This window comes from Rhodanobacter terrae (assembly GCF_042657005.1).
In the GTDB taxonomy this organism is placed as follows: Bacteria; Pseudomonadota; Gammaproteobacteria; order Xanthomonadales; family Rhodanobacteraceae; genus Rhodanobacter; species Rhodanobacter terrae.
In genome coordinates this window covers 82,477-102,445 of the sequence record NZ_JBHSNG010000006.1, presented here as the reverse complement: position 1 = coordinate 102,445, position 19,969 = coordinate 82,477, and the positions used below count along the sequence as shown (strand labels likewise).

16 protein-coding genes, 1 tRNA gene and 1 pseudogene are annotated in these 19,969 nt (G+C 66.3%); 4 read left to right on the top strand and 14 right to left on the bottom strand.

Annotated features, from left to right (window positions below; genetic code table 11):
* Window positions 1-140: 140 nt before the first annotated feature.
* The 8 genes and pseudogenes from ACFPPB_RS08025 to araD1 all read right to left on the bottom strand — a co-directional run.
* Window positions 141-1,184: pseudogene (locus tag ACFPPB_RS08025) on the bottom strand (aldose epimerase family protein); the annotation flags it as partial.
* Window positions 1,185-1,205: 21 nt separating this feature from the next.
* Window positions 1,206-3,158 (bottom strand): glycoside hydrolase family 127 protein, encoded by a 1,953-nt coding sequence (locus tag ACFPPB_RS08020; protein ID WP_377326123.1) that lies wholly within the window; start codon window positions 3,156-3,158, stop codon window positions 1,206-1,208.
* An 8-nt stretch (window positions 3,159-3,166) separates the two neighbouring features.
* Window positions 3,167-4,558: an MFS transporter gene (locus ACFPPB_RS08015; protein WP_377326121.1), complete on the bottom strand. Its 1,392-nt coding sequence runs from the start codon at window positions 4,556-4,558 to the stop codon at window positions 3,167-3,169.
* Complete coding sequence (yjfF, locus tag ACFPPB_RS08010; protein ID WP_377326119.1) at window positions 4,555-5,592, bottom strand: galactofuranose ABC transporter, permease protein YjfF; 1,038 nt, start codon at window positions 5,590-5,592, stop codon at window positions 4,555-4,557. The genes ACFPPB_RS08015 and yjfF overlap by 4 nt, the downstream gene beginning before the upstream one ends.
* Window positions 5,589-6,686, bottom strand: coding sequence for an ABC transporter permease (locus tag ACFPPB_RS08005; RefSeq protein ID WP_377326117.1), 1,098 nt, complete (start codon window positions 6,684-6,686; stop codon window positions 5,589-5,591). The genes yjfF and ACFPPB_RS08005 overlap by 4 nt, the downstream gene beginning before the upstream one ends.
* A gap of 3 nt (window positions 6,687-6,689) precedes the next feature.
* Window positions 6,690-8,228, bottom strand: a complete 1,539-nt coding sequence (locus tag ACFPPB_RS08000; RefSeq protein WP_377326115.1) for a sugar ABC transporter ATP-binding protein — start codon at window positions 8,226-8,228, stop codon at window positions 6,690-6,692.
* Complete coding sequence (locus tag ACFPPB_RS07995) at window positions 8,228-9,193, bottom strand: ABC transporter substrate-binding protein (protein ID WP_377326113.1); 966 nt, start codon at window positions 9,191-9,193, stop codon at window positions 8,228-8,230. The genes ACFPPB_RS08000 and ACFPPB_RS07995 overlap by 1 nt, the downstream gene beginning before the upstream one ends.
* A 34-nt stretch (window positions 9,194-9,227) precedes the next feature.
* Window positions 9,228-10,235 (bottom strand): AraD1 family protein, encoded by a 1,008-nt coding sequence (gene araD1 / locus ACFPPB_RS07990; protein WP_377326111.1) that lies wholly within the window; start codon window positions 10,233-10,235, stop codon window positions 9,228-9,230.
* A gap of 164 nt (window positions 10,236-10,399) precedes the next feature.
* Here araD1 and ACFPPB_RS07985 point away from each other — a divergent pair, with 164 nt between their 5' ends.
* From ACFPPB_RS07985 to ACFPPB_RS07975, 3 genes are all read left to right on the top strand, one after another.
* Entirely contained in the window at window positions 10,400-11,338 is a 939-nt protein-coding gene (locus ACFPPB_RS07985; protein WP_377326109.1) for a LysR family transcriptional regulator, read from the top strand.
* 128 nt (window positions 11,339-11,466) lie between these two features.
* Window positions 11,467-11,703: a ribbon-helix-helix domain-containing protein gene (locus ACFPPB_RS07980; protein WP_377326107.1), complete on the top strand. Its 237-nt coding sequence runs from the start codon at window positions 11,467-11,469 to the stop codon at window positions 11,701-11,703.
* The gene (locus tag ACFPPB_RS07975; RefSeq protein WP_377326105.1) at window positions 11,690-12,031 is read left to right on the top strand and encodes a type II toxin-antitoxin system PemK/MazF family toxin; all 342 of its coding nucleotides are present in this window, start codon (window positions 11,690-11,692) and stop codon (window positions 12,029-12,031) included. The genes ACFPPB_RS07980 and ACFPPB_RS07975 overlap by 14 nt, the downstream gene beginning before the upstream one ends.
* A 30-nt stretch (window positions 12,032-12,061) precedes the next feature.
* On the opposite strand, the gene ACFPPB_RS07970 is transcribed toward ACFPPB_RS07975, so the two are convergent.
* Window positions 12,062-12,871: an SDR family NAD(P)-dependent oxidoreductase gene (locus ACFPPB_RS07970; protein WP_377326103.1), complete on the bottom strand. Its 810-nt coding sequence runs from the start codon at window positions 12,869-12,871 to the stop codon at window positions 12,062-12,064.
* Between the two features lie 168 nt (window positions 12,872-13,039).
* Here ACFPPB_RS07970 and ACFPPB_RS07965 point away from each other — a divergent pair, with 168 nt between their 5' ends.
* Window positions 13,040-14,764 (top strand): IlvD/Edd family dehydratase, encoded by a 1,725-nt coding sequence (locus ACFPPB_RS07965; RefSeq protein WP_377326101.1) that lies wholly within the window; start codon window positions 13,040-13,042, stop codon window positions 14,762-14,764.
* Between the two features lie 169 nt (window positions 14,765-14,933).
* On the opposite strand, the gene ACFPPB_RS07960 is transcribed toward ACFPPB_RS07965, so the two are convergent.
* From ACFPPB_RS07960 to aroA, 5 genes are all read right to left on the bottom strand, one after another.
* Window positions 14,934-15,009 (bottom strand) — tRNA-Gly (locus ACFPPB_RS07960).
* A 72-nt stretch (window positions 15,010-15,081) separates the two neighbouring features.
* Window positions 15,082-15,696: a CDP-diacylglycerol--glycerol-3-phosphate 3-phosphatidyltransferase gene (pgsA, locus tag ACFPPB_RS07955; protein ID WP_377326100.1), complete on the bottom strand. Its 615-nt coding sequence runs from the start codon at window positions 15,694-15,696 to the stop codon at window positions 15,082-15,084.
* 74 nt (window positions 15,697-15,770) lie between these two features.
* The gene (uvrC, locus tag ACFPPB_RS07950) at window positions 15,771-17,612 is read right to left on the bottom strand and encodes an excinuclease ABC subunit UvrC (RefSeq protein ID WP_377326098.1); all 1,842 of its coding nucleotides are present in this window, start codon (window positions 17,610-17,612) and stop codon (window positions 15,771-15,773) included.
* Window positions 17,613-17,806: 194 nt separating this feature from the next.
* A complete protein-coding gene (gene kdsB, locus ACFPPB_RS07945) occupies window positions 17,807-18,583 on the bottom strand; it encodes a 3-deoxy-manno-octulosonate cytidylyltransferase (RefSeq protein ID WP_377326096.1) in 777 nt (258 codons plus the stop codon).
* A gap of 62 nt (window positions 18,584-18,645) precedes the next feature.
* A complete protein-coding gene (gene aroA, locus ACFPPB_RS07940) occupies window positions 18,646-19,956 on the bottom strand; it encodes a 3-phosphoshikimate 1-carboxyvinyltransferase (RefSeq protein WP_377326094.1) in 1,311 nt (436 codons plus the stop codon).
* Window positions 19,957-19,969: the final 13 nt, after the last annotated feature.

Below are 19,969 nucleotides of genomic sequence, written 5' to 3'. Positions count from 1 at the left end.
GATGTCGACGGTCGATCGAGGGAAGTCCGGAATTCGTCATGCGGCAGCCGCGCTCCTGCGGCCAATTGCGCAGTGTCCTGGCGCCCTTGCGCGCGCCGCGAACCGTTGCGGCAGACGTCTTCGGACGACCGCACGCAACGATCCAGCGCAGCCGCGACCGTGTCCCAATCGCTCCCGGGCGCCACGCGGGCGAACTGGTAGCGGATGTAGCGCCGGTACAGCTGGCCCGGGCGCAGGATCGCGTCGGGAAACCGCGGCTGGTTGGGTGCATCGGGAAACCCCTGCGGCTCCAGGCACAAGCCCCGCCCCAACTCCGGATGGCGCGCATCCAGTCCCTGCCCCTCGTAGAACTGCACGGCGGGCGCGTCGCTGGTTATGCGCATGGCCACGCCGCTGTGCGACGAGTACAACTCGGCGACGCAGTCCGCACCGTCGGCAAGCACCAGACAATGGTCGTAGCCATGGCCGACCACGATTTGCGCGTGCGCGGGGTCCGTGTGCTGTGCCGGCGTCGTGGGTCGGCGGAAATCGAATGGCGTGCCCGCCACGGAGGCGATGTCTCCGGTCGGAATCAGTTCCCCGTCCACCGGCAGATAGCGATCGGCCGGGATGCGCAGCCATTGCCGTGCTGCGGGGATGACCGGATCGCCGGCCAGGTTGAAATAGGGATGGTGGGTCAGATTGACCGGCGTCGGCGCGTCGCTGAGCGCGGCGTATTCCAGTTCCAGGGAGCTTCCCTGCACGCGGAAAGTCGCGGTGACTTCAAGCGTCCCCGGATATCCCTCGTCGCCCGCGGGCGAACGGCAACCCAGCACCAGCCGGCCCGATCCGTATTCCCGCACCGTCCATGCCATTCGGCCGAACCCGCGATAGCCGCCGTGCAGGTGATTGCGCCCCTCGTTGCCGCTGAGCACATGCTCGCACCCGTCCAGACGGAAGCGTGCACCTGCGATGCGATTGCCGAAGCGGCCGACCAGGATGCCGACACTGTCGCGGTCGGCAAGGTATGACGCGAGGTCCGGCAGACCCAGCACCAGATCCACGCGACCTGTTCCCGTCTCCAGGCTCAGGCGGCGCAGGATGCCGCCGTAGGTCAGCACTTCGGCGTGCAGCCCGGCGTCTCCGGTCAAGGTGATGGCATGGATGTCGTCGCCGTCGGGCAATCGACCGAAATCACGTTGCATATGCGTTCCAGATCAAGCGCCTCAACAAGCGTCCACCCACACTCGCATCTCGCCTTCGCCGCGATTGGCCCAGCAGAAATAGGGCACGAACACCAGGGGCTGGCGCTGCAACGCCTGCGCGCCGGCGTCGTAGCGATAGAGCGCATCGCCGTTGGCGGGGATGCGGCGCACACCCTCGGAATGGATCACCGCCTTGCCGGCAAGCACCCCGTCGCCGGGCAGCAGCCGGAAGCCGGCATCGGCCGGCAACGCCAGCTGATGCAGGTCGGCGCCGTTGTCGGCCTGCTCCAGGCAATAGACGACAGGCCCGCGCTGCAGCGCCACTCTCCCGCTCGCGTGGCGCAGCGACGGGTGCGCGCCAACGCGCCGTACCGGCATCGGCAGCTCGAGCACGATCCGGTCGCCCGGTTGCCACCGGCGCGCAAGGTGCGCATATCCCTTGTCGGGTACGATCCCGACGTCTTCGTCATTGATATGCAGACGCGGCTGCGCACACCATTCCGGAAGCCGCAGGGCCAGCGTGGTGACAAACGGCGCATCGGCGAGCACTTCCAGCTCGATGCGCTCGCCCCACGGATAGTCGCCGCTCTGGCGCAAGCTGAAGTTCGTGCCGCCGCGCTCGAACTCGGCTTCGCAACCCATATACAAGTTGACGTACAGCGCATCGTCGCGCTGTGTATAGACGTAGCGGCCGATCGACGTCAGCAGGCGCGCGATGTTCGGCGGGCAGCAGGCACAGGAGAACCAGCGCTGGCGCACGGGCTTGACATGATCGTAGGCGTGGTTGCCCGGCATGATCCGCGGCACGGTCTCCAGCGGGTTGACGTAGAAGAAGCGCATGCCGTCCAGCGACATCCCGGCGAGCACGGAGTTGTAGAGCGCACGCTCCATCACGTCCGCGAAGCGTGCATCGCCTTCCATCTGCAGCATGCGGCTGGCGAACATCATCAGCCCGATCGATGCGCAGCTCTCCGCATAGGCGCTGTCGTTGGGAAGGTCGTAGGCGCTGGTGAACGATTCTCCCCAGCCCTGCGCACCGATGCCGCCGGTGACATACATCTGGCGCTGGGCCATGTCGTTCCACAGCCGCAGGCAGGCCTGGCGCTTGGCCTCGTCGCCGCTCAGGCGAGCCAGGTGCGCGACCCCGGCCATCAGATAGACGAAGCGGACCGCATGCCCTGTCGCCGCCGTCTGCTCGACGATCGGCAGATGCGCCTGACTGTAGGCTTTGTCGCGCACCATCCAGTCGCGGCCATGGTTGTTCCAGTGCGAGGTGCGGCCGCGTTGTTCGTATTCGATGTCGTAGAAATGCGGCTGCGTGCCGCGCTGCTCGATGAAGTAGCGCGCCAGCGCCAGATAGCGGGATTCGCCGGTCGCCTCGTGCAGGCGCAGCAGGGCCAGTTCCACCTCCGGATGTCCCGGATAACCGTGCCGCTTGCCCGGCTCGGGCCCGAACACCGCATCGATGTGATCGGCGAAGCGGCAGCACACCTCCAGCAGGCGGCGTTTGCCGGTGGCCTGGACATAGGCCACGCCAGCCTCGAACAGATGGCCGGCGCAGTACAGCTCGTGGCACTCGGCCAGGTTGGTCCAGCGCTGCTGCGGCGCCTTCGCGATGAAGTAGGTGTTGAGATAGCCGTCGGCCTGCTGAGCATCGGCGATCAGTTCGATCACTTCGTCGGCGGCGCGCTCGAGCGCGTCGTCCGGATCGCGGCAGAGCAGGTACGCCACGGCTTCCAGCCATTTGTAGACATCACTGTCCTGAAAGACCATGCCATGAAATTCGCCCTGCTCCCGCCCCGCCGCGATGCGGAAATTGGCGATCGCATGGCTGGGCTCCGCACCGGCGATCCGGTCGTTCAGCGCTGCCCATTGGTAGGGCACCACCACGTCGCGAGCCAGCGCCTGATATCCGGTCCAGAACGGCGAGGTCAGCCGTATGCGATGAAGATCGAGGTCCTGGGTGTTGGACATGGCCGTGATCATCCGATGCGATCGAAGTTGCGTCGTGCCAGATCGTGCCCGACGCGCTTCATCGTCGCGTCGTCCAGGCGGCAGAAACCGAGCGTGAAGGCGAGCAGCAGGTGGATGGCCGCAGGAATCAGGGTCTGGATCGCAGTGATTCCGCCGAGTGCTATGGCCGTCTGCGCCGCGCCGGCCTTGTACTCGACCAGGTACAGCACCAGCGCGATGATGCCGGCGCCGGAAGCCCAGGCCAGCTTGATGAAGACGAGGTTGAAGGCGAAGTTCATGCCGGACGAGCGCACGCCGGTCTTCCATTGGCCGTAGTCGTCGGCGAATGCCATCACCGAGAAATGCAAAGGCAGACAAAGGCCCAGCACGACGCCGCTGCAGAACGTCGCCGCCAACCAGACGATCTGCCAATCCGCTCCGCCGGGAATCAACCACATCAGCGCCGATGCCGCCGCCAGCACCATGTTCACGTTGCGGTAGAAACGGACGGTATCGATCCGTCGCGACAGCGGGCCGACCAGCACGGCGCCCAGGATCGTCGCGATCGCCACGGCGCCGAAGAACAGCGACGAGTACCCCGCGCCACCCTTGAGCACGTAGGTGATGAAGTACAGATAGCCGCCGCCGCGCACGTTGAGGATGGTGATCAGCAGGAACGACATCACCAGCATCAACTGCAACTGGTCGTTGCGCCGCAGTCCCCCCAGCAGCCGGCGCAGCGCAAAAGGCTCGGTTCGTGGCGGAATGCGCTCGCGCACCCAGAAGAAGCAGCACAGGAACATCGCGACCGCGACCGCTCCCATCGCCGCCACGCTCAACTGGTAGCCACGTGCCGGCCCACGCTCACCTCCCCACGCCTCGACCAGCCACGGCAGCGCCATCGATACCAGCAGCGCCGCCGCCCCGCACAACGCGAACCGCCACGACTGACACGACACGACTTCCTGCCGCGACACAGTCATCGCATTGATCATGGCGCAGTACGGCACGTTGATCGCGGTATAGCCCAGCGACAGCAACAGGTAGGTCGCGCAGGCCCAGGCGAGCCGCGCATCGCCTTGCAGCGGCGGCACGGTGAACGCCAGCACCGCCGCGATGCCCAGCGGCGCAGCGATCCACAGTTGCCACGGCCGGTAACGGCCCCAGCGACTGCGGGTGCGATCGGCCACGATCCCCATCACCGGGTCGGCGAACGCATCGAACACGCGCACCGTCAGGAACATGATTCCCACCGTCACCGGGTCGAGGCCGTACACGTCGGTGTAGAAGAAGTTCAGGAAATTCATCATCAGGACGATGACGACGTTGCCGCCGGCATCGCCCAGGCCATAGCCGACCTTTTCGCGCAAGGTCAGCCGCTGCTCCGGTTCCGCGCCGCGGACTCCAGGATGGCCGCTCACGACACGCTCTCCTGCCCGTCCCGGCTGCGCACGATCAGGCGCTGCAGCAGGCAGAAAGCGAACAGCAATACGCCGAGGGCGATCTTGGTCCACCACGAGCTCAGGCTGCCGTCGAAGACGATCAGGGTCTGGATCAGGCCCAGGATCAGCACGCCGACAAAGGTTCCGGCGATCGACCCCTGTCCGCCGGTCAGCAAGGTGCCGCCGATGACCACGGCGGCGATGGCATCCAGCTCCATGCCCTGCGCGTGCAGGCTGTAGCCGGACAGCATGTAGAACGTCAGGACGATGCCGCCGAGGGCGGAACAGAAGCCGCTCAGCGCATAGACCCGCACCCGCACCGAACCCACGCGCAGGCCCATCAGGTAGGCCGAGCCCTCGCTGCCGCCGATGGCGTAGACGGCGCGGCCGAACGCGGTGGCGCGGGCCAGCAGCATGCCCGCGGCGACCGTCAGCAGCGCGATCACCGCGCCGGCCGACAGCGAGACGCCGCCACCCAGAGGCAGCCGCCACTGGGCGACGGCCTCGTATGTCGGCTGGGTGATGCTGACGGAATCGACGCTGATCACATAGGCCAGCCCGCGCGCCAGGAACATGCCGCCGAGCGTGACTACGAACGGCGGCAGGCCGAAGCACTGGATCAGCAGGCCCATGAAGATGCCGAAGCCGATGCCCAGGGCAAGCACCAGCGGCATCACCAGCCACGGACTCCACCCGTGGTGCTCCACCAGCACCGCCGACACCACCGTGGTCAAGGCGACCAGTGCGCCGACCGAGAGGTCGATGCCGCCGCTGAGAATGACGAAGCTCATACCCACCGCGACCACGCACATGACGGCGTTGTCGACCAGCAGGTTCAGGAACACCTGCGGCGACAGGAACCCGGGAAACAGCAGGCCACCGGCCACGCTCATCGCCACCAGCACCGTCACCGAAGCGGCCATCGGCGCCTGCTGCGGACCCGGCAGCCAGCGCCGGCGGCGGGTGCCGCGCGCGGGCGTCGTCTGCGGTTGCAGGCGCACGGCGGCGTTCAAGGGCGACTCCCCGCGGCTTGATGCCGCGTCCACAGCTTGCGCACCGCACCGCGGAACGCCACCGACTGCAGCAGCATCACCGCGAACACCAGTACCGCCTTGACCACCATGTTCACCTGCGGCGGCACGCCGATCGAATAGATAGTCGTGGTCAGGGTCTGGATGATCAGCGCACCAAGCAGGCTGCCGGCAAGGCTGAAGCGCCCGCCGCCGAGCGGCGTCCCGCCCAGGGTGACGGCGAGGATCGCGTCCAGCTCGAGCAGGAGTCCGGCGTTGTTGGCGTCGGCGCTCTTGACGTTGGAACTGACCAGCAGACCGGCGACCCCGGCCATCAACGCGCAGAACATGTACAGGCCGACGGTGATCGAACGCGCCTTGACGCCGGCGACGTATGCCGCCCGCGGATTGCCGCCGATGGCGCGCACGAACAGGCCGAGCGCGGTCCGGCGCAGCGCCAGATGCAGCACCGCGTAGACCGCGGCGACGACGAACAGCGCGAACGGCAACCCGAGCAGGTAGCCGTTGCCGAGAAAGAAATACGGCGTGTAGTAGATGGTCAGCACCTGACCGCCGGTGACCAGTTGGGCGATGCCGCGGCCGGCAACCATCAGGATCAGCGTGGCGATGATCGGCTGCATGCCCGCGCCGACGACGAGCAGGCCATTCCACAGGCCGCAAGCCGCCGCCGCCAGCAGCGCACCGACGATGACAAGCGCCAGCGGAAAGCGCGTGACCGCGACCTGCGTGCCGTGCTCGACCACCAGCGCGCCGCCGATCATCCAGGCGGCGACCGCCGCCGCGATCGCCAGCACCGCGCCGACCGAGATGTCCAGGCCGCGCACGGCGATGACCAGGGTCATGCCCAGCGACACGAGCATCAACGGTGCCGCGCGCAGCAGGATGTCGACCAGGTTGCCATACACGTGGCCCTGTCGCCATTGGAGACCGAGGAATCCAGGATTGAACAAGCCATTGCCGGCCAGCAGCAGAAACAACGCCAGCGCCGGCCAGAACAGCGGGTGGGCGAACAGGCGGCGCCGGCACCCCGACGAATTGGCATCCCCGGCGACTGTTCTCTGGCGTTCGTCGACCATCGCTCAGCTCCCCGCGATCATGGCGAGCACGGCATGCGTGTCGCAGGGCTGCGCCAGCTCGCCGACCTTGCGGCGGTCGCGCATGACGGCGATGCGGTCGGCGACGCGCACCAGCTCCTCGATCTCGGCGGAGATGAACAGCACCGCCATGCCATCGCGCGCCAGCGCCGCGATCCGGGCCATGATCTCCTGCTTGGCGGCGACGTCGATGCCGCGGGTCGGCTCGTCGAGAATCAGCAGGGACGGCTGCGTCGCCAGCCAGCGCGCCAACACCACCTTCTGCTGGTTGCCGCCGGAAAGCTGCCCCACCGGCGTTTCCAGACCGGCCGTCCCGATGTCCAGCAAGGCGACGAACTCGGCGGCGATTTTTGTCTGCTGCGCCAGCTTCAGGTAGCGCCGCCAGCCGCGCCGCGCCTGCAGCGACAGCACGATGTTCTCGCGCACCGAAAGGTCGGCGACGATGCCCTCGGTCTTGCGTTCCTCGGGACACATCGCCAGCCCCATGGCCACTGCCTCGGCCGGGTTCCGCGGCGCCGAAGGTTGCGTACCGACGCGCCATTCGCCGCGGTCGGAACGGTCGAGGCCGAACATCAGCCGCGCCAGTTCGGTGCGCCCCGAGCCAAGCAGGCCGCCCAGCCCGACCACTTCGCCGCGGCGAATATCCAGGTCCACCGGCTCGACGCCGCCACGCCGGCCGAGGCCACGCGCCGACGCCACCATCGGTCCGCCGGCGCTGCCGGCGCTGCCGGCGGCATTCGCGGCGGTGTGGGCGAACTGCGGCTGCAGCTCGCGGCCGATCATCGATGCCACCAGCGCCGCATGCGGCCAGTCCGCGGCAACGCGTTCGCCGACGCGGCGACCGTTGCGCAACACGGTGATGCGATCGGACACCGCGTACACCTGATCCAGGAAATGCGTGACGAAGAGGATTGCCAGCCCGCGCTCGCGCAGCCCGCGCATGACCGTGAACAAGGCCTCGACCTCGCTCTCGTCGAGGCTGGATGTGGGCTCGTCGAGAATCAGCACGCACGCCGAAAGGCCCAGTGAACGCGCAATCGCCACCATCTGCTGGATCGCCACCGGATAGCGCGACAGCGGACGGCGTACGTCCAGCTCCAGCCCCAGCCCGGCCATCATCGTCTCGGCCTCGCGACGGACCCGCGGCCAGTCGATGGTGCGCCAGCGACGATGCCGAGGGTAGCGGCCGGCAAGCAGGTTCTCCGCCACCGACAGGTTCGGGCACAGGTTGACTTCCTGGTAGACGGTGCTGATGCCCAGGCGCTGCGCCTCGACCGGCGTCGCCGGGGCGATGGCGCGGCCGTCGAGCTCTAGCGTGCCGGCATCGGCGGCGAGGGCGCCGGTCAGCATGCGGATCAGCGTCGACTTGCCGGCCCCGTTCTGGCCCATCAGCGCGTGGATTTCGCCGCCGCGCAGGCACAGGTCGACATCCTGCAATGCAGCCACTCCGCCGAAATGCCGCGTCAACCCGCGTGCCTGGAGCGCTACCGGTTGCGATGCGTTCGTCGGCCCGGATGTCATCATCAGTACTTGCGCGTCGGGAACGCGGCGGCGGCGCTCTCCATCGGGTATACCGATTCCTCGACCACGATGCGCCTGGGCAGCGGCTTGCCCGCCTTGATCGCCGCGACCGCTTGCATCAACTGCGGGCCGAGCAGCGGATTGCACTCCACGGTGACGTTGAGCTTGCCGGCCATCATCGCCTCGAAGGCGCCCTTCACGCCATCCATCGAGATCACCTTGATGTCCCTGCCCGGACGCAGCCCGGCTTCCTCGATGGCCTGGATGGCGCCGATCGCCATGTCGTCGTTGTGCGCGAAGACGACGTTGATGCGCTTGCCCTCGGCCTTGAGGAAGGCTTCCATCACCTCCTTGCCGCCGGCGCGCGTGAAGTCGCCGCTCTGCGACCGGATGACCTGGTAGCGCGGATGGCCGGCAAGCGCTTCGTGAAAGCCCTTCTTGCGGTCGATCGCGGGTGCCGATCCCACCGTGCCCTCGAGCTCGACGATGTCGACCGGCCCGTCGCCAGCGGGGGTGTTCTGCAACAGCCAGCGGGCAGCCTTGCGGCCTTCCTCGACGAAATCCGAACCGATCAAGGTGACATACAGCGACGGATCGGACACGTCGACGGCGCGGTCGGTGAGGACGACCGGGATGTGCGCGGCCTTGGCCTCGCGCAGCACCGGCTCCCAGCCGGACTCGACCACCGGCGAAAAAGCGATGACGTCGACGCGCTGGGCGATGAACGAGCGGATCGCGCTGATCTGGTTCGCCTGTTTCTGCTGGGCGTCGGAAAAACGCAGGTCGATGCCGGCGTCGTGCGCGGCCGACTTGATCGACGCGGTGTTGGCGGTGCGCCATTCGCTCTCCGCACCGACCTGGCTGAAACCCAGCACGGTGCGCCCATCGTGGCCACCGCGCCCGGAGCAGCCTGCCAGCGCCAGACCGAACATCGCCAACGCCGCCCCACGCAGATACCGGCTCTTCATGCGTTTTCCTCTTCCCGTCACGAAAGCGTCCTTCTCAAAGCGTATGCACGCCGCCTATCGCGAAGCGGGATTCCGCGCTGCGCAGCGGATTGCGCAGCGGCGCTCCCAGTTCCGGCAGATCGATTTCGAAGACGTCGCCCGGCTGCGCCCGCACGCCATCGGCGAAGCTCAAGGTGGCGGTGCCGAAGAAGTGCAGATGGACGTCGCCCGGACGGCGGTGCCCGGCATACTTGAAGTGGTGGTATTCAAGATTGGCCAGCGAGTGGCACATGTTGGCCTCGCCGGTGAAGAACGGCTTCTCCCACAGCACGCTTTCGCCACGGCGGATGCGGCTGGTGCCGCGCAGATCGGGCGGCAGCCCGCCCGTGCGCAGTTCCGGACCGATCGCGCAGGCGCGAAGTTTGGAGTGCGCCAGGTACAGGTAGTTCTGGCGCTCGGTGACGTGGTCGGAGAACTCGTTGCCGACGGCGAAGCCGAGGCGGTGCGGCGTGCCGTCCGGGCCGATCAGGTACAGCCCGACCAGTTCCGGCTCCTCTCCGCCGTCCAGTGCGAAGTCCGGCGACGACAAGGCCGACCCCGGAGCCGCCACGATGCTGCCGTCGCCCTTGTAGAACCACTCCGGCTGCGCACCCGGCGCATCGCCTTTCGGCGTGCCGCCTTCCACACCCCACTGGAACATCTGCATCGAGTCGGTCAACGCACCCGCTTCGGCCTTTTGCCTGAGGTTCTGGTGCATGGCGTCGCGCGCCGCGGCACTGCCCAGGTGGGTCAGGCCTGTGCCGGTGACGCGGCAATGCGCCGGGTCGGGATGATGCAGCGGCGCGAGCACGCGCCCGTCCGCGAGCAACCGCGCATAGTCGAGCCGCGCATCCCCGCCTTGCAGCTCGGCCTGTGCCTGCAGGCTGCGCCCGCGCTGGATAGCGCTGGTAGCCAGAGCGTAAGTGGACTCCACGCTGTCTAGCGTACGGACCCGCAAGCTATGCGAATCGACCACGCCCACCCGCGTGGCACCAGAATCGTCGAGAAACTGGATCAAGCGCATCGTCTTGCACCTTGTCGATTGGAAAGCCAGCCCTCAGACCGACGCGTTCACTGGCGCGCCGGCCGCAAAGGACCGGAAACGCTTCGACTGTACGTGCGAGATTGATATACGACAAATATATATTTCGTCGTAACCTATACAAGATTCATTATCGGAAACCCTCTATGCGTCCCGCCCCCTGGTTCATTCGCGCACGCCTGAAAACCCGTCAGCTGATGCTGCTGATTGCCATCGAAGAAGAGGGCAATATCCATCGGGCCGCGGAAGTGCTGAACATGTCCCAGCCGGCGGCGTCCAAGCTGCTCAAGGACCTCGAGGACATGCTGGGCGTGTCGTTGTTCGAGCGGCTACCCCGCGGCATGCGGCCGTCCTGGTACGGGGAAAGCATGATCCGCTACGCCAGAATCGCGCTCTCCAGCCTTGGGGCGGCCGGCGACGAGATCGAGGCGCTGAAAGCCGGGCATGCCGGCACGGTCGCCATCGGCGCGATCGCCGGCGCCGCCATCAGCCTGCTGCCCAAGGCGCTTGCGCGGATATCGCAAGCTCACCCGGACTTGCGCGTGTCGCTGCTGGTGGAAAGCAGCGATGTGCTGCTGGAGCGGCTGGAACAGAACCGGCTCGACCTGATGGTGGGCCGCTTGTTCGCCGGGCACGACAAGCGCAACCTGCACTACCAGGCGCTGGCCGAGGAAGAGGTCTGCGCCATCGCGCGGCCGCAGCATCTCATCTTCTCGCTGCCCGCTCCCGACCTGGATGAATTGGCGAAGGCCGCCTGGATCGTGCCGCCGGAAGGCAGCGTGTTGCGCCACCGCTTCGAACTGATGTTCCGCAGTGCCGGACTGCAGGCGCCACAACGCGTGATCGGTACCGCAGCGCTCCTGTTCCTGACCAAGATGCTGCAAGAGAGCGACTATCTGGCCGTGGTGCCCATCGACGTGGCCAGGCACTACGCCGAGCACGGCATGGTCCGGATCGTGCCCCTGGAACTTTCGTGCCGGATGGATTCGTTCGGCATCATCACCCGAACCGACTGGCTGCTGTCGCCGAGTGCGCAGACGGTACTGCAGGCGTTGAACGAAGTGGCGGCGGAGGTATACGGGTAAGCCTGCCTGCTCACTAGGGGGAACCTCGAATAACCCATCATTACGGGGACGGCCAACGAGAGCGTTTTTTTATGCTTATCCGTGCGACAGGTGTTGCGCCAGTCATACCACGGTATTACCATCAGGACATGAAGGTAGCCATCTCCCTCCCGGATCCGGTCTTCTCCGCTGCAGAGAAGCTTGCACACCGCCTTCGCGTGTCGCGAAGCCAACTTTACGCCGAGGCCATCGAGGAGTACTTGGGCAAGCGCCAGGACTCGATGGTGACGGAACAGCTGAACGCTGTGTACACCACGGTACAAGAGCCTGTTGATTCCGCTTTGACCGTCGCCCAGCTTGGAGTCATCGGTCATGAAGCGTGGTGAGCTCTGGTGGGCTGACCTGCCCAACCCTGTAGGCTCCGGCCCCGGCTATAAACGCCCTGTCTTGGTGGTACAAGCCAACCCGTTCAACGCCAGCCGCATCGCCACGGTCATTGTCGCCACGATAACTTCCAACCTGGCCTTGGCGGATGCTCCGGGCAATGTGCGCATCGCCAAATCGGACTCGGGCCTACACCGCGCCTCAGTCGTCAACGTGTCACAGTTGATCACACTGGATCGCTCGATTCTCACAAGTAAGGTCAAGACTCTGTCCGGCGCAGTCATGGATAAAGTGGATAGCGGATTAAAGCTGGTTCTCGCTCTGCCGTAGGCAACGCAACAGGCGATGCCAGGCGGGTACTCACGACCATCCGGCATCGACGACGAACTCCTGCGCCGTGCAGGCCCGCGCCTGGTCCGAGGCGAGGAACAGCACCATCGCCGCGATGTCCTCCGGATACACCTTGTCGGGCAGGCACTGGTTGCGTCGCAGTTCGCGTTCGCCTTCCTCGTCCAGCCATAGCCGCATCTGCCGTTCGGTCATGACCCAACCCGGCGTGACGATGTTGATGCGGATGCGCTGGGCACCGAGTTCGCGCGCCAGTCCCCGGGTCAGGCCGTTCATCGAGGACTTGGCGGCCGCATAGACGGGGTAGCCTCCCGTCTTGGTCTGCCAGCCGGTGGAGCCCAGGTTGACGATGGATCCGCCGCCGAGGCGCCGCATGCCCGGAACCACGGACTGGATCGCGAAGAACGCCGGACGCTGATTGATCGCAATCCGCCGGTCCCAGTATTCAGGCGTGACGTCGCCCAGCGCGTGCCGATCATCGCTGCCGACATTGTTGACCAGCACGTGGAAGTCCCCCAGCTCGGCTGCCGCATCGGCGATGGCCTGCTGCAGGGCATCCACGTCCGTGACATCGCAACGCCGCAGCCACGGCCGCGGATGTCCTGTGGCGGCCACGCGTTCGGCAAGCGCGACGGCGGCCTCCTCGGCCACATCGACGAAGGCCACCTGTGCCCCTTGCTGGGCGAAGGCTTCCACCAGCGCCGCGCCGATGCCGCTGCCGCCGCCGGTAACGAACACCCGCCGCCCCTGCAGTTCGGGATACCGGGCCTGCCCTATGAGCGAGTGAGAAGTTGGCGTAGCCGATGCCTGTTGCTCTTGCACTCAAGGTCCTCCGCAGGGTCGCTATCAATATCTATATTTATATCGATGATGCGAATATTGTTATTTTCACAATATCAATATGCCTTGTAGGATCGCCGCCGTAAAGCAGCGCGGCCCGCACCGCACGCACTTCGCTTCCCCCTATATACCAAGGACCTCCTGCCGATCATGGGCTCACCCAAGAAGCCGCTCAGGCGTAGTCAGGAATGGTTCGGCCGCGAAGGCAAGCAGGGCTTCTACTACCGCAGTTGGCTCAAGGGCCTGGGCCTGCCCAACGACCTGTTCGATGGCCGCCCGGTCATCGGCATATGCAATACCTGGTCGGAGCTGACCCCTTGCAACAGCTCCTTCCGCGAACTGGCCGAGCACGTCAAGCGCGGTGTCTACGAGGCCGGCGGCTTCCCGCTTGAATTTCCCGTGATGTCGCTGGGCGAAACCCAGATACGCCCCACCGCGATGCTTTTCCGCAACCTGGCCAGCATGGACGTGGAAGAATCCATCCGCGCCAACCCGATCGACGGCGTGGTGCTGTTGATGGGCTGCGACAAGACGACTCCGTCGCTGTTGATGGGTGCGGCGAGCGTGAATCTCCCGACCGTCGGCGTGTCCGGCGGCCCCTCGCTGTCGGGCAACTGGCGCGGCCAGCCCATCGGCTCGGGCACCGGCGTGATCCGGATGTCGGAAATGGTGCGCGCCGGCGAACTGGCGCAGGAAGAATTCGTCGAGGCCGAAGCCTGCATGCAGCGCTCCAAGGGCAGTTGCATGACCATGGGCACGGCCTCGACGATGGCCAGCATGGTCGAGGCTCTGGGCATCTCGCTGCCGGAGAACGCAGCGATCCCCGCGGTCGATTCGCGCCGCTTCCGCCTGGCCCATCTCTCGGGCCGCCGCATCGTCGAGATGGTGCACGAGGACCTGCGCATGTCGAAGATCCTCACCCGCGCCGCGTTCGAGAATGCGATCCGTACCAACGCCGCCATCGGCGGCTCGACCAACGCGGTGATCCATCTGCTGGCGCTCGCCGGACGTATCGGCGTCGAGCTGACGCTGGACGACTGGGACCGGCTGGGCTCCCACCTGCCCTGCCTGGTCAACCTCAAGCCATCAGGCGACTACCTGATGGAAGACTTCTATTACGCGGGCGGCCTGCCCGCGGTCTTGCGCGAGATCGCACCTCATCTGGATCTGGGCGCCCCGACCGTCAACGGCCGCACGCTGGGCGAGAACATCGCCGAAGCGCCGTGCTGGAACCGCGACGTCATCCGCAGCGCCGACGCGCCGTTCAAGGCCGACGCCGGCATCGCCGTGCTGCGCGGCAACCTGGCGCCGGACGGCGCGGTGATCAAGCCCTCCGCAGCCTCTCCGCACCTGTTGCAACATCGTGGCCGTGCCGTGGTATTCGAGGACATCGAAGACTTCAAGGCACGCATCGACGACGACGCGCTGGACATCGACGAAACCTGCGTGATGGTGCTGAAGAACTGCGGTCCGCGCGGTTATCCCGGCATGGCCGAAGTCGGCAACATGCCCTTGCCGCCCAAGCTGCTGCGCCAGGGTGTCACGGACATCGTGCGCATTTCCGATGCACGCATGAGCGGCACCGCCTATGGCACGGTAGTGCTGCATGTCTCGCCCGAGGCCGCGGCCGGCGGCAACCTGGCACTGGTACACGACGGCGACATCATCGAGCTGGATGTACCTGGCCGACGTCTTCATCTGGACTTGAGCGACGAAGAACTGGCACGCCGGCGCGCCGAGTGGAAAGCGGCACCCGTGCCGGAACGCGGCTGGGCGAAGCTCTACGTCGAGCACGTGCAACAGGCTCATCTGGGTGCCGACCTGGACATCCTGGTCGGCGGCAGTGGATCGGACGTGGCGCGCGACTCGCATTGAGTGCACCCGCGCTGCCGCTGCCACAATTGGCCCCTTTGAGTGCGCGGCTGATGACGGAGTGCGCAGCTCATACCTCAGGACTAACCTGACGAAGGGGCAAAAGCCCTATTCAGGAATTCATGGGATGACTGCGGACCCCGTAAAACCAGATCTTCCATGAAACCAGACCTGGAGCGGGAAACGAGACTCGAACTCGCGACCCCGACCTTGGCAAGGTCGTGCTCTACCAACTGAGCTATTCCCGCATTGGAGCCGCGCATTCTAATACGTGATTGCGGATCGTCAAGCCCGTAATGAGCAGACGGACATCATGGCGATCACGCATCGCCCTTTCCACTCGATGGTTGTTCCGGCGCATCGCCGCGCAGGATCGGCCATGCCGCACGCAGGTAATACATGCCGGACCAGATCGTGAGCACGCCGGCAATCACCAGCAAGGCCTCGCCGATGTGGTACAGGCGCAGCGCGGTGGCCTCCTTCTCGTGCTGCACGATCAGTACCACCAGTGCAACCATCTGCATCACGGTCTTGAGCTTGCCGATGAAGGCGACCTTGACCGCCGCGCGCATGCCGATTTCGGCCATCCATTCGCGCAACGCCGACACGCTGATCTCGCGCCCCACGATCACCGCGGCAGTCACCGCCATCACCACACCGGACCAGCCGTTGCTGTGATGGGACTCGACCAGCAAGAACAGCGTCACCGCCACCATCAATTTGTCGGCGACCGGATCGAGAAACGCGCCGAAGGCCGAGGTGAGATTCATCCGCCGCGCCAGATAGCCATCCAGCCAGTCGGTGAACGCCGCCAGCACGAATACGATGGCGGCGGTGATGTTGTGGCCCGGGAACGGCAGGTAGAACACCACCACCATGACCGGCAGCAGCGCGACACGAAACAAGGTCAGCCAGGTCGGCAGGTTGATGCGCATGATGTGTTCCAGTGATTTGCCGCAGTTTCGCACGTCATCGCGTTACTGCCGAGTCAGGGCATTCACAAAAATGCTCAGCCGTGCAGACTGGCGTAGATGCGTTCAGCCAGGCCGCGATCGATACCCTTGACCTGCATCAGCTCCTCGATGCCGGCACTCTCCACACCCTGCATGCCGCCGAATGCCTTGAGCAAGGCCGAACGCCTGCGCGCACCGATACCGGCCACATCTTCCAGCGCGCTGCGCTCGCGTGCCTTCTCGCGCCGTTTGCGATGGCCGCTGATCGCGAAGCGATGCGCTTCGTCGCGCACGGCGGCAACCAGATGCAAGGCCGGCGACGACGAGCCGGGATGCAGTTCACGGCGGGGATCGCCGGATTCGACCCGGGCAAGCACCAGCGTCTCCTCGCCCGCCCGCCGCCCCGGCCCCTTCGCCACACCGACCACCTCGATACCGTCGACGCCGAGTTCCTTCAACACGTCCAGCGCCTGCGCCACCTGCCCGCTGCCGCCGTCGATCAGCAGGATGTCGGGTCGAGAGCCCTCGCCTTCGGCGACCTTGCGGAAACGCCGGGTCAGCGCCTGGTGCATGGCAGCGTAGTCGTCGCCGGGGGTGATGCCGGTGATGTTGAAGCGCCGGTAGTGCGACTTTTCCGGCCCTTCCGGCCCGAACACCACACAGGAGGCGACCGTCAGCTCGCCCATGGTGTGGCTGATGTCGAAGCATTCGATGCGGCGCGGCGCGGTGGTCAGCTCCAGCACTTTCTGCAGATCGTCGAAGCGCGTGCCCAGAGTCTGCCGACTGGCCAGGCGCGCGGTCAGCGAGGCCTGCGCATTACGCTCGGCCATCTGCAGGAATTGTGCGCGGTCGCCGCGCACGCTGGATTTCAGTTCCACTGCGCGACCGGCGTGCTCGGTCAGCAACTGGGTCAGGATCTGCTGGTCGGCCAGGGTTTCACCGAGAATCAGTTCGCGCGGCACCGGCCGATCCAGGTAGTACTGCGCGATGAACTGGGTCAGCACATCGGCGGGCTCCGCATCCAGCGGCAGCCGCGGGAAGAAATCGCGGGTGCCGAGGCTGATGCCGTTGCGGAAGAACAGCACGCTGATGCATGCCATGCCCGCTTCGATGCGGCAGGCGATCACGTCCATGTCGGCGCTGGCACCGTGCACGTGATGCTGCGCCTGCAACTGGCGCAAGGCGGCGACCTGATCGCGCAGTTTGGCCGCGCGTTCGAACTGCAGCGCCTTGCTGGCCTGCTCCATCGCCTCGGCCAGTTCGTCGATCACCGCGTTGCTGCGGCCTTCGAGAAACATCTCGGCGTGGCGTACGTCGCTGCGGTAATCCTCCACGCTGATCAACTGCACGCACGGCGCGGTGCAGCGTCCGATCTGGTGCTGCAGGCAGGGCCGCGAGCGGTTGCGGAAATAGCTGTCCTCGCACTGGCGCACCTTGAACAGCTTCTGCATCAGGCTGAGGCTTTCGCGCACGGCATAGGTGCTCGGATACGGTCCGAAGTAGCGTCCCGGCAGATTGCGCGCACCGCGATGGAAGGCCAGCCGCGGATAGTCCTCGCCGCCGGACAGATAGATGTACGGGTAGCTTTTGTCGTCGCGCAGCAAGATGTTGTAGCGCGGCTTCAGTGATTTGATCAGCTGCGATTCCAGCAGCAGCGCCTCGCCCTCGGTGCGCGTCACGGTGATTTCGACGCGGGCGATCTGCGCCACCATCGCGGCGATGCGCGGCTCCATCCGCGGCTTCAGGAAATAACTGCCGACACGCTTTTTGAGGTTGCCGGCCTTGCCTACGTACAGCAGCTCGCCGGCCGCATCGAAATGACGATAGACCCCGGGCGAGGACGTGAGCGTGCGGACGAAGGCCTTGCCGTCGAACGGTAGTGGTTGCGCGGGCTGCATGGAGGAATTCTAGCGGTGCGGATGGCGATCCGACCGATGTGGAGGCTCAATGCCAGTGAAAAAACCACTTCCTGTGGTTTTTTTTCATCGCGAGTCCGGCGCGTGTCCTGACTCGCTCACGCAAATGAGGCACCGGCGTGCCCGATTCACGGCCGGCCATCCGTGGCTGGCTTGAGAGCTTGTTTTGCAAACTCTCAATGCTGCGTGCGCAACCACTGCTCGGCGCGTTCGAGATCGGCCAGCGTGTCGATGCCGGGTGGAAACGGCTCCGGCGTCAGGCGCACCGCAATCGCGTGGCCGTGTTCCAGCACACGCAGTTGCTCCAGCGATTCGGTCTGCTCCAGCGGCGTGCGCGGCAGGCGCGCGTAGCGGTCCAGAAATCCGGCCCGGTAAGCGTAGATGCCGATATGCCGCAAAAACGGCGAACCGGACGGCAACGCCTGCCGATCGACGGCAAACGCATCGCGCGCCCAGGGCAGCGGCGCCCGGCTGAAATACAGCGCCCGCCCATTGACGGTACGCACCAGTTTCACCACGTTCGGATCGAACAACTCCTCGGCGTCGATGATCGGCGTGGCCAGGGTCGCCATCGGCGCGTCGTCGCCCTCCAGCGCCTGCGCCACGGCGCGAATGCCGGCAGCCGGCGCAAACGGCTCGTCGCCCTGCAGGTTCACCACGATGCTGTCGTCGCTCCAGCCGCAACGCGCCGCGCATTCGGCCAGGCGGTCGCTGCCCGAGGCATGGTCGCTGCGGGTCATGCAGATATCCACACCTTGCCCGGCCAGTACATCGGCGACGCGCTGATCGTCCACCGCCACCACCACCTGGCGGGCGCCGGCCTGCAGCGCGCGCTGCGCCACCCGCACCACCAACGGCACACCGTCGATCTCGCGCAACGGCTTTGCGGACAGGCGAGTCGAGCCGTACCGGGCGGGAATGGCGACGATGAAAGGGGGCACAGCGTTGGACATGGATAATCCTTCAACCAGGCGGCAGGCGTGGCCACCAAGATACAGGCACCTGCGCGGGTGGGTCAGCTCACACTCTGCAGCGCGAAACCGCAGCCATTGGCCAGCTCGAGAAAACCGGGGAACGAGGTGGCGACGTGGCTGCAGTCGTCGATGCGCACCGGGCCGCTCGCGACCAGCCCGGCCAAGGCGAAGCTCATCGCGATGCGATGATCGAGGTGGCTTTCCACGCTGCCGCTGCCGAGCTGGCCGCCGTGGATGATCGCACCATCGGGGGTCTCTTCGATCGCCGCGCCGAGCGTGCGCAAGCCGGTGGCCATGGTCGCGATGCGATCGGATTCCTTCACCCGCAGTTCGGCGGCGCCGCGGATGACGGTACGGCCGCCGGCCACGGACGCGGCGATGAACAGCGCCGGGAATTCGTCGATCATGTCGGGCACCAGTGACTCGGGCAGCTCGACGCCGTGCAGCGGCGCGTGGCGTACCAGCAGATCGCCGACGGGCTCGCCGCCGCTTGCGCACTCGTGCTCTATCGTGATGTCCGCCCCCATCAACCGCAGCGCGTGCAACAGTCCCGTGCGGCGCGGATTCAGGCCGACCGCCGGCAAACGCAGCTCGGAGCCGGGCACAATGCTGGCGGCCACCAGGAAGAAGGCAGCCGAGGAGAAATCGGCCGGCACGTTCACATCGGTGGCACGCAGCGCGTGGCCGCCTTCCAGTTTCGCGCGACCCGGCTCGAACGCGATCGGCCAGCCGAACGCGGCCAGCATGCGCTCGGTGTAGTCGCGAGTCGGATGCGGTTCGATGATCTCGGTTTCGCCGACGCCATACAGTCCAGCCAGCAAGAGCGCGGACTTCACCTGCGCGCTGGCGACCGGCAGTTCGTAGCGGATGCCGTGCAGCGGCTGTCCACCATGCACCTGCAGCGGCGGCAAGCCGTCACGCGTATCGATGCGCGCGCCCATCAAGGCCAGCGGATCGGTGACGCGCCGCATCGGCCGCTTCGACAACGAGGCGTCGCCGATCAAGCTGCTGTCGAACGCCTGCCCGGCCAGCAAGCCGGTCAACAAGCGCATGCCGGTGCCGGCGTTGCCGCAGTCGAGCGACTGCGACGAGCCGCGCAGGCCATGCAGGCCGACGCCATGCACCACGCGTTCGCCCGCCGACGGTGTCTCGATGCGTACGCCCAGCTGTGCCAGCACGGCGGCGGTGGCCCGGGTGTCCTCGCCTTCGAGGAAGCCGCGGATGCGCGACTCGCCGTCGGCGATCGCGGCCAGCATCAGGGCGCGATGCGAAACCGACTTGTCGCCGGGCACGCGCACGCTGCCGTGCAGGGGCCGGCGTGGCCGGCTGCTGCTCCAGTCGAGGCGATTCACTCGAATATCTCCA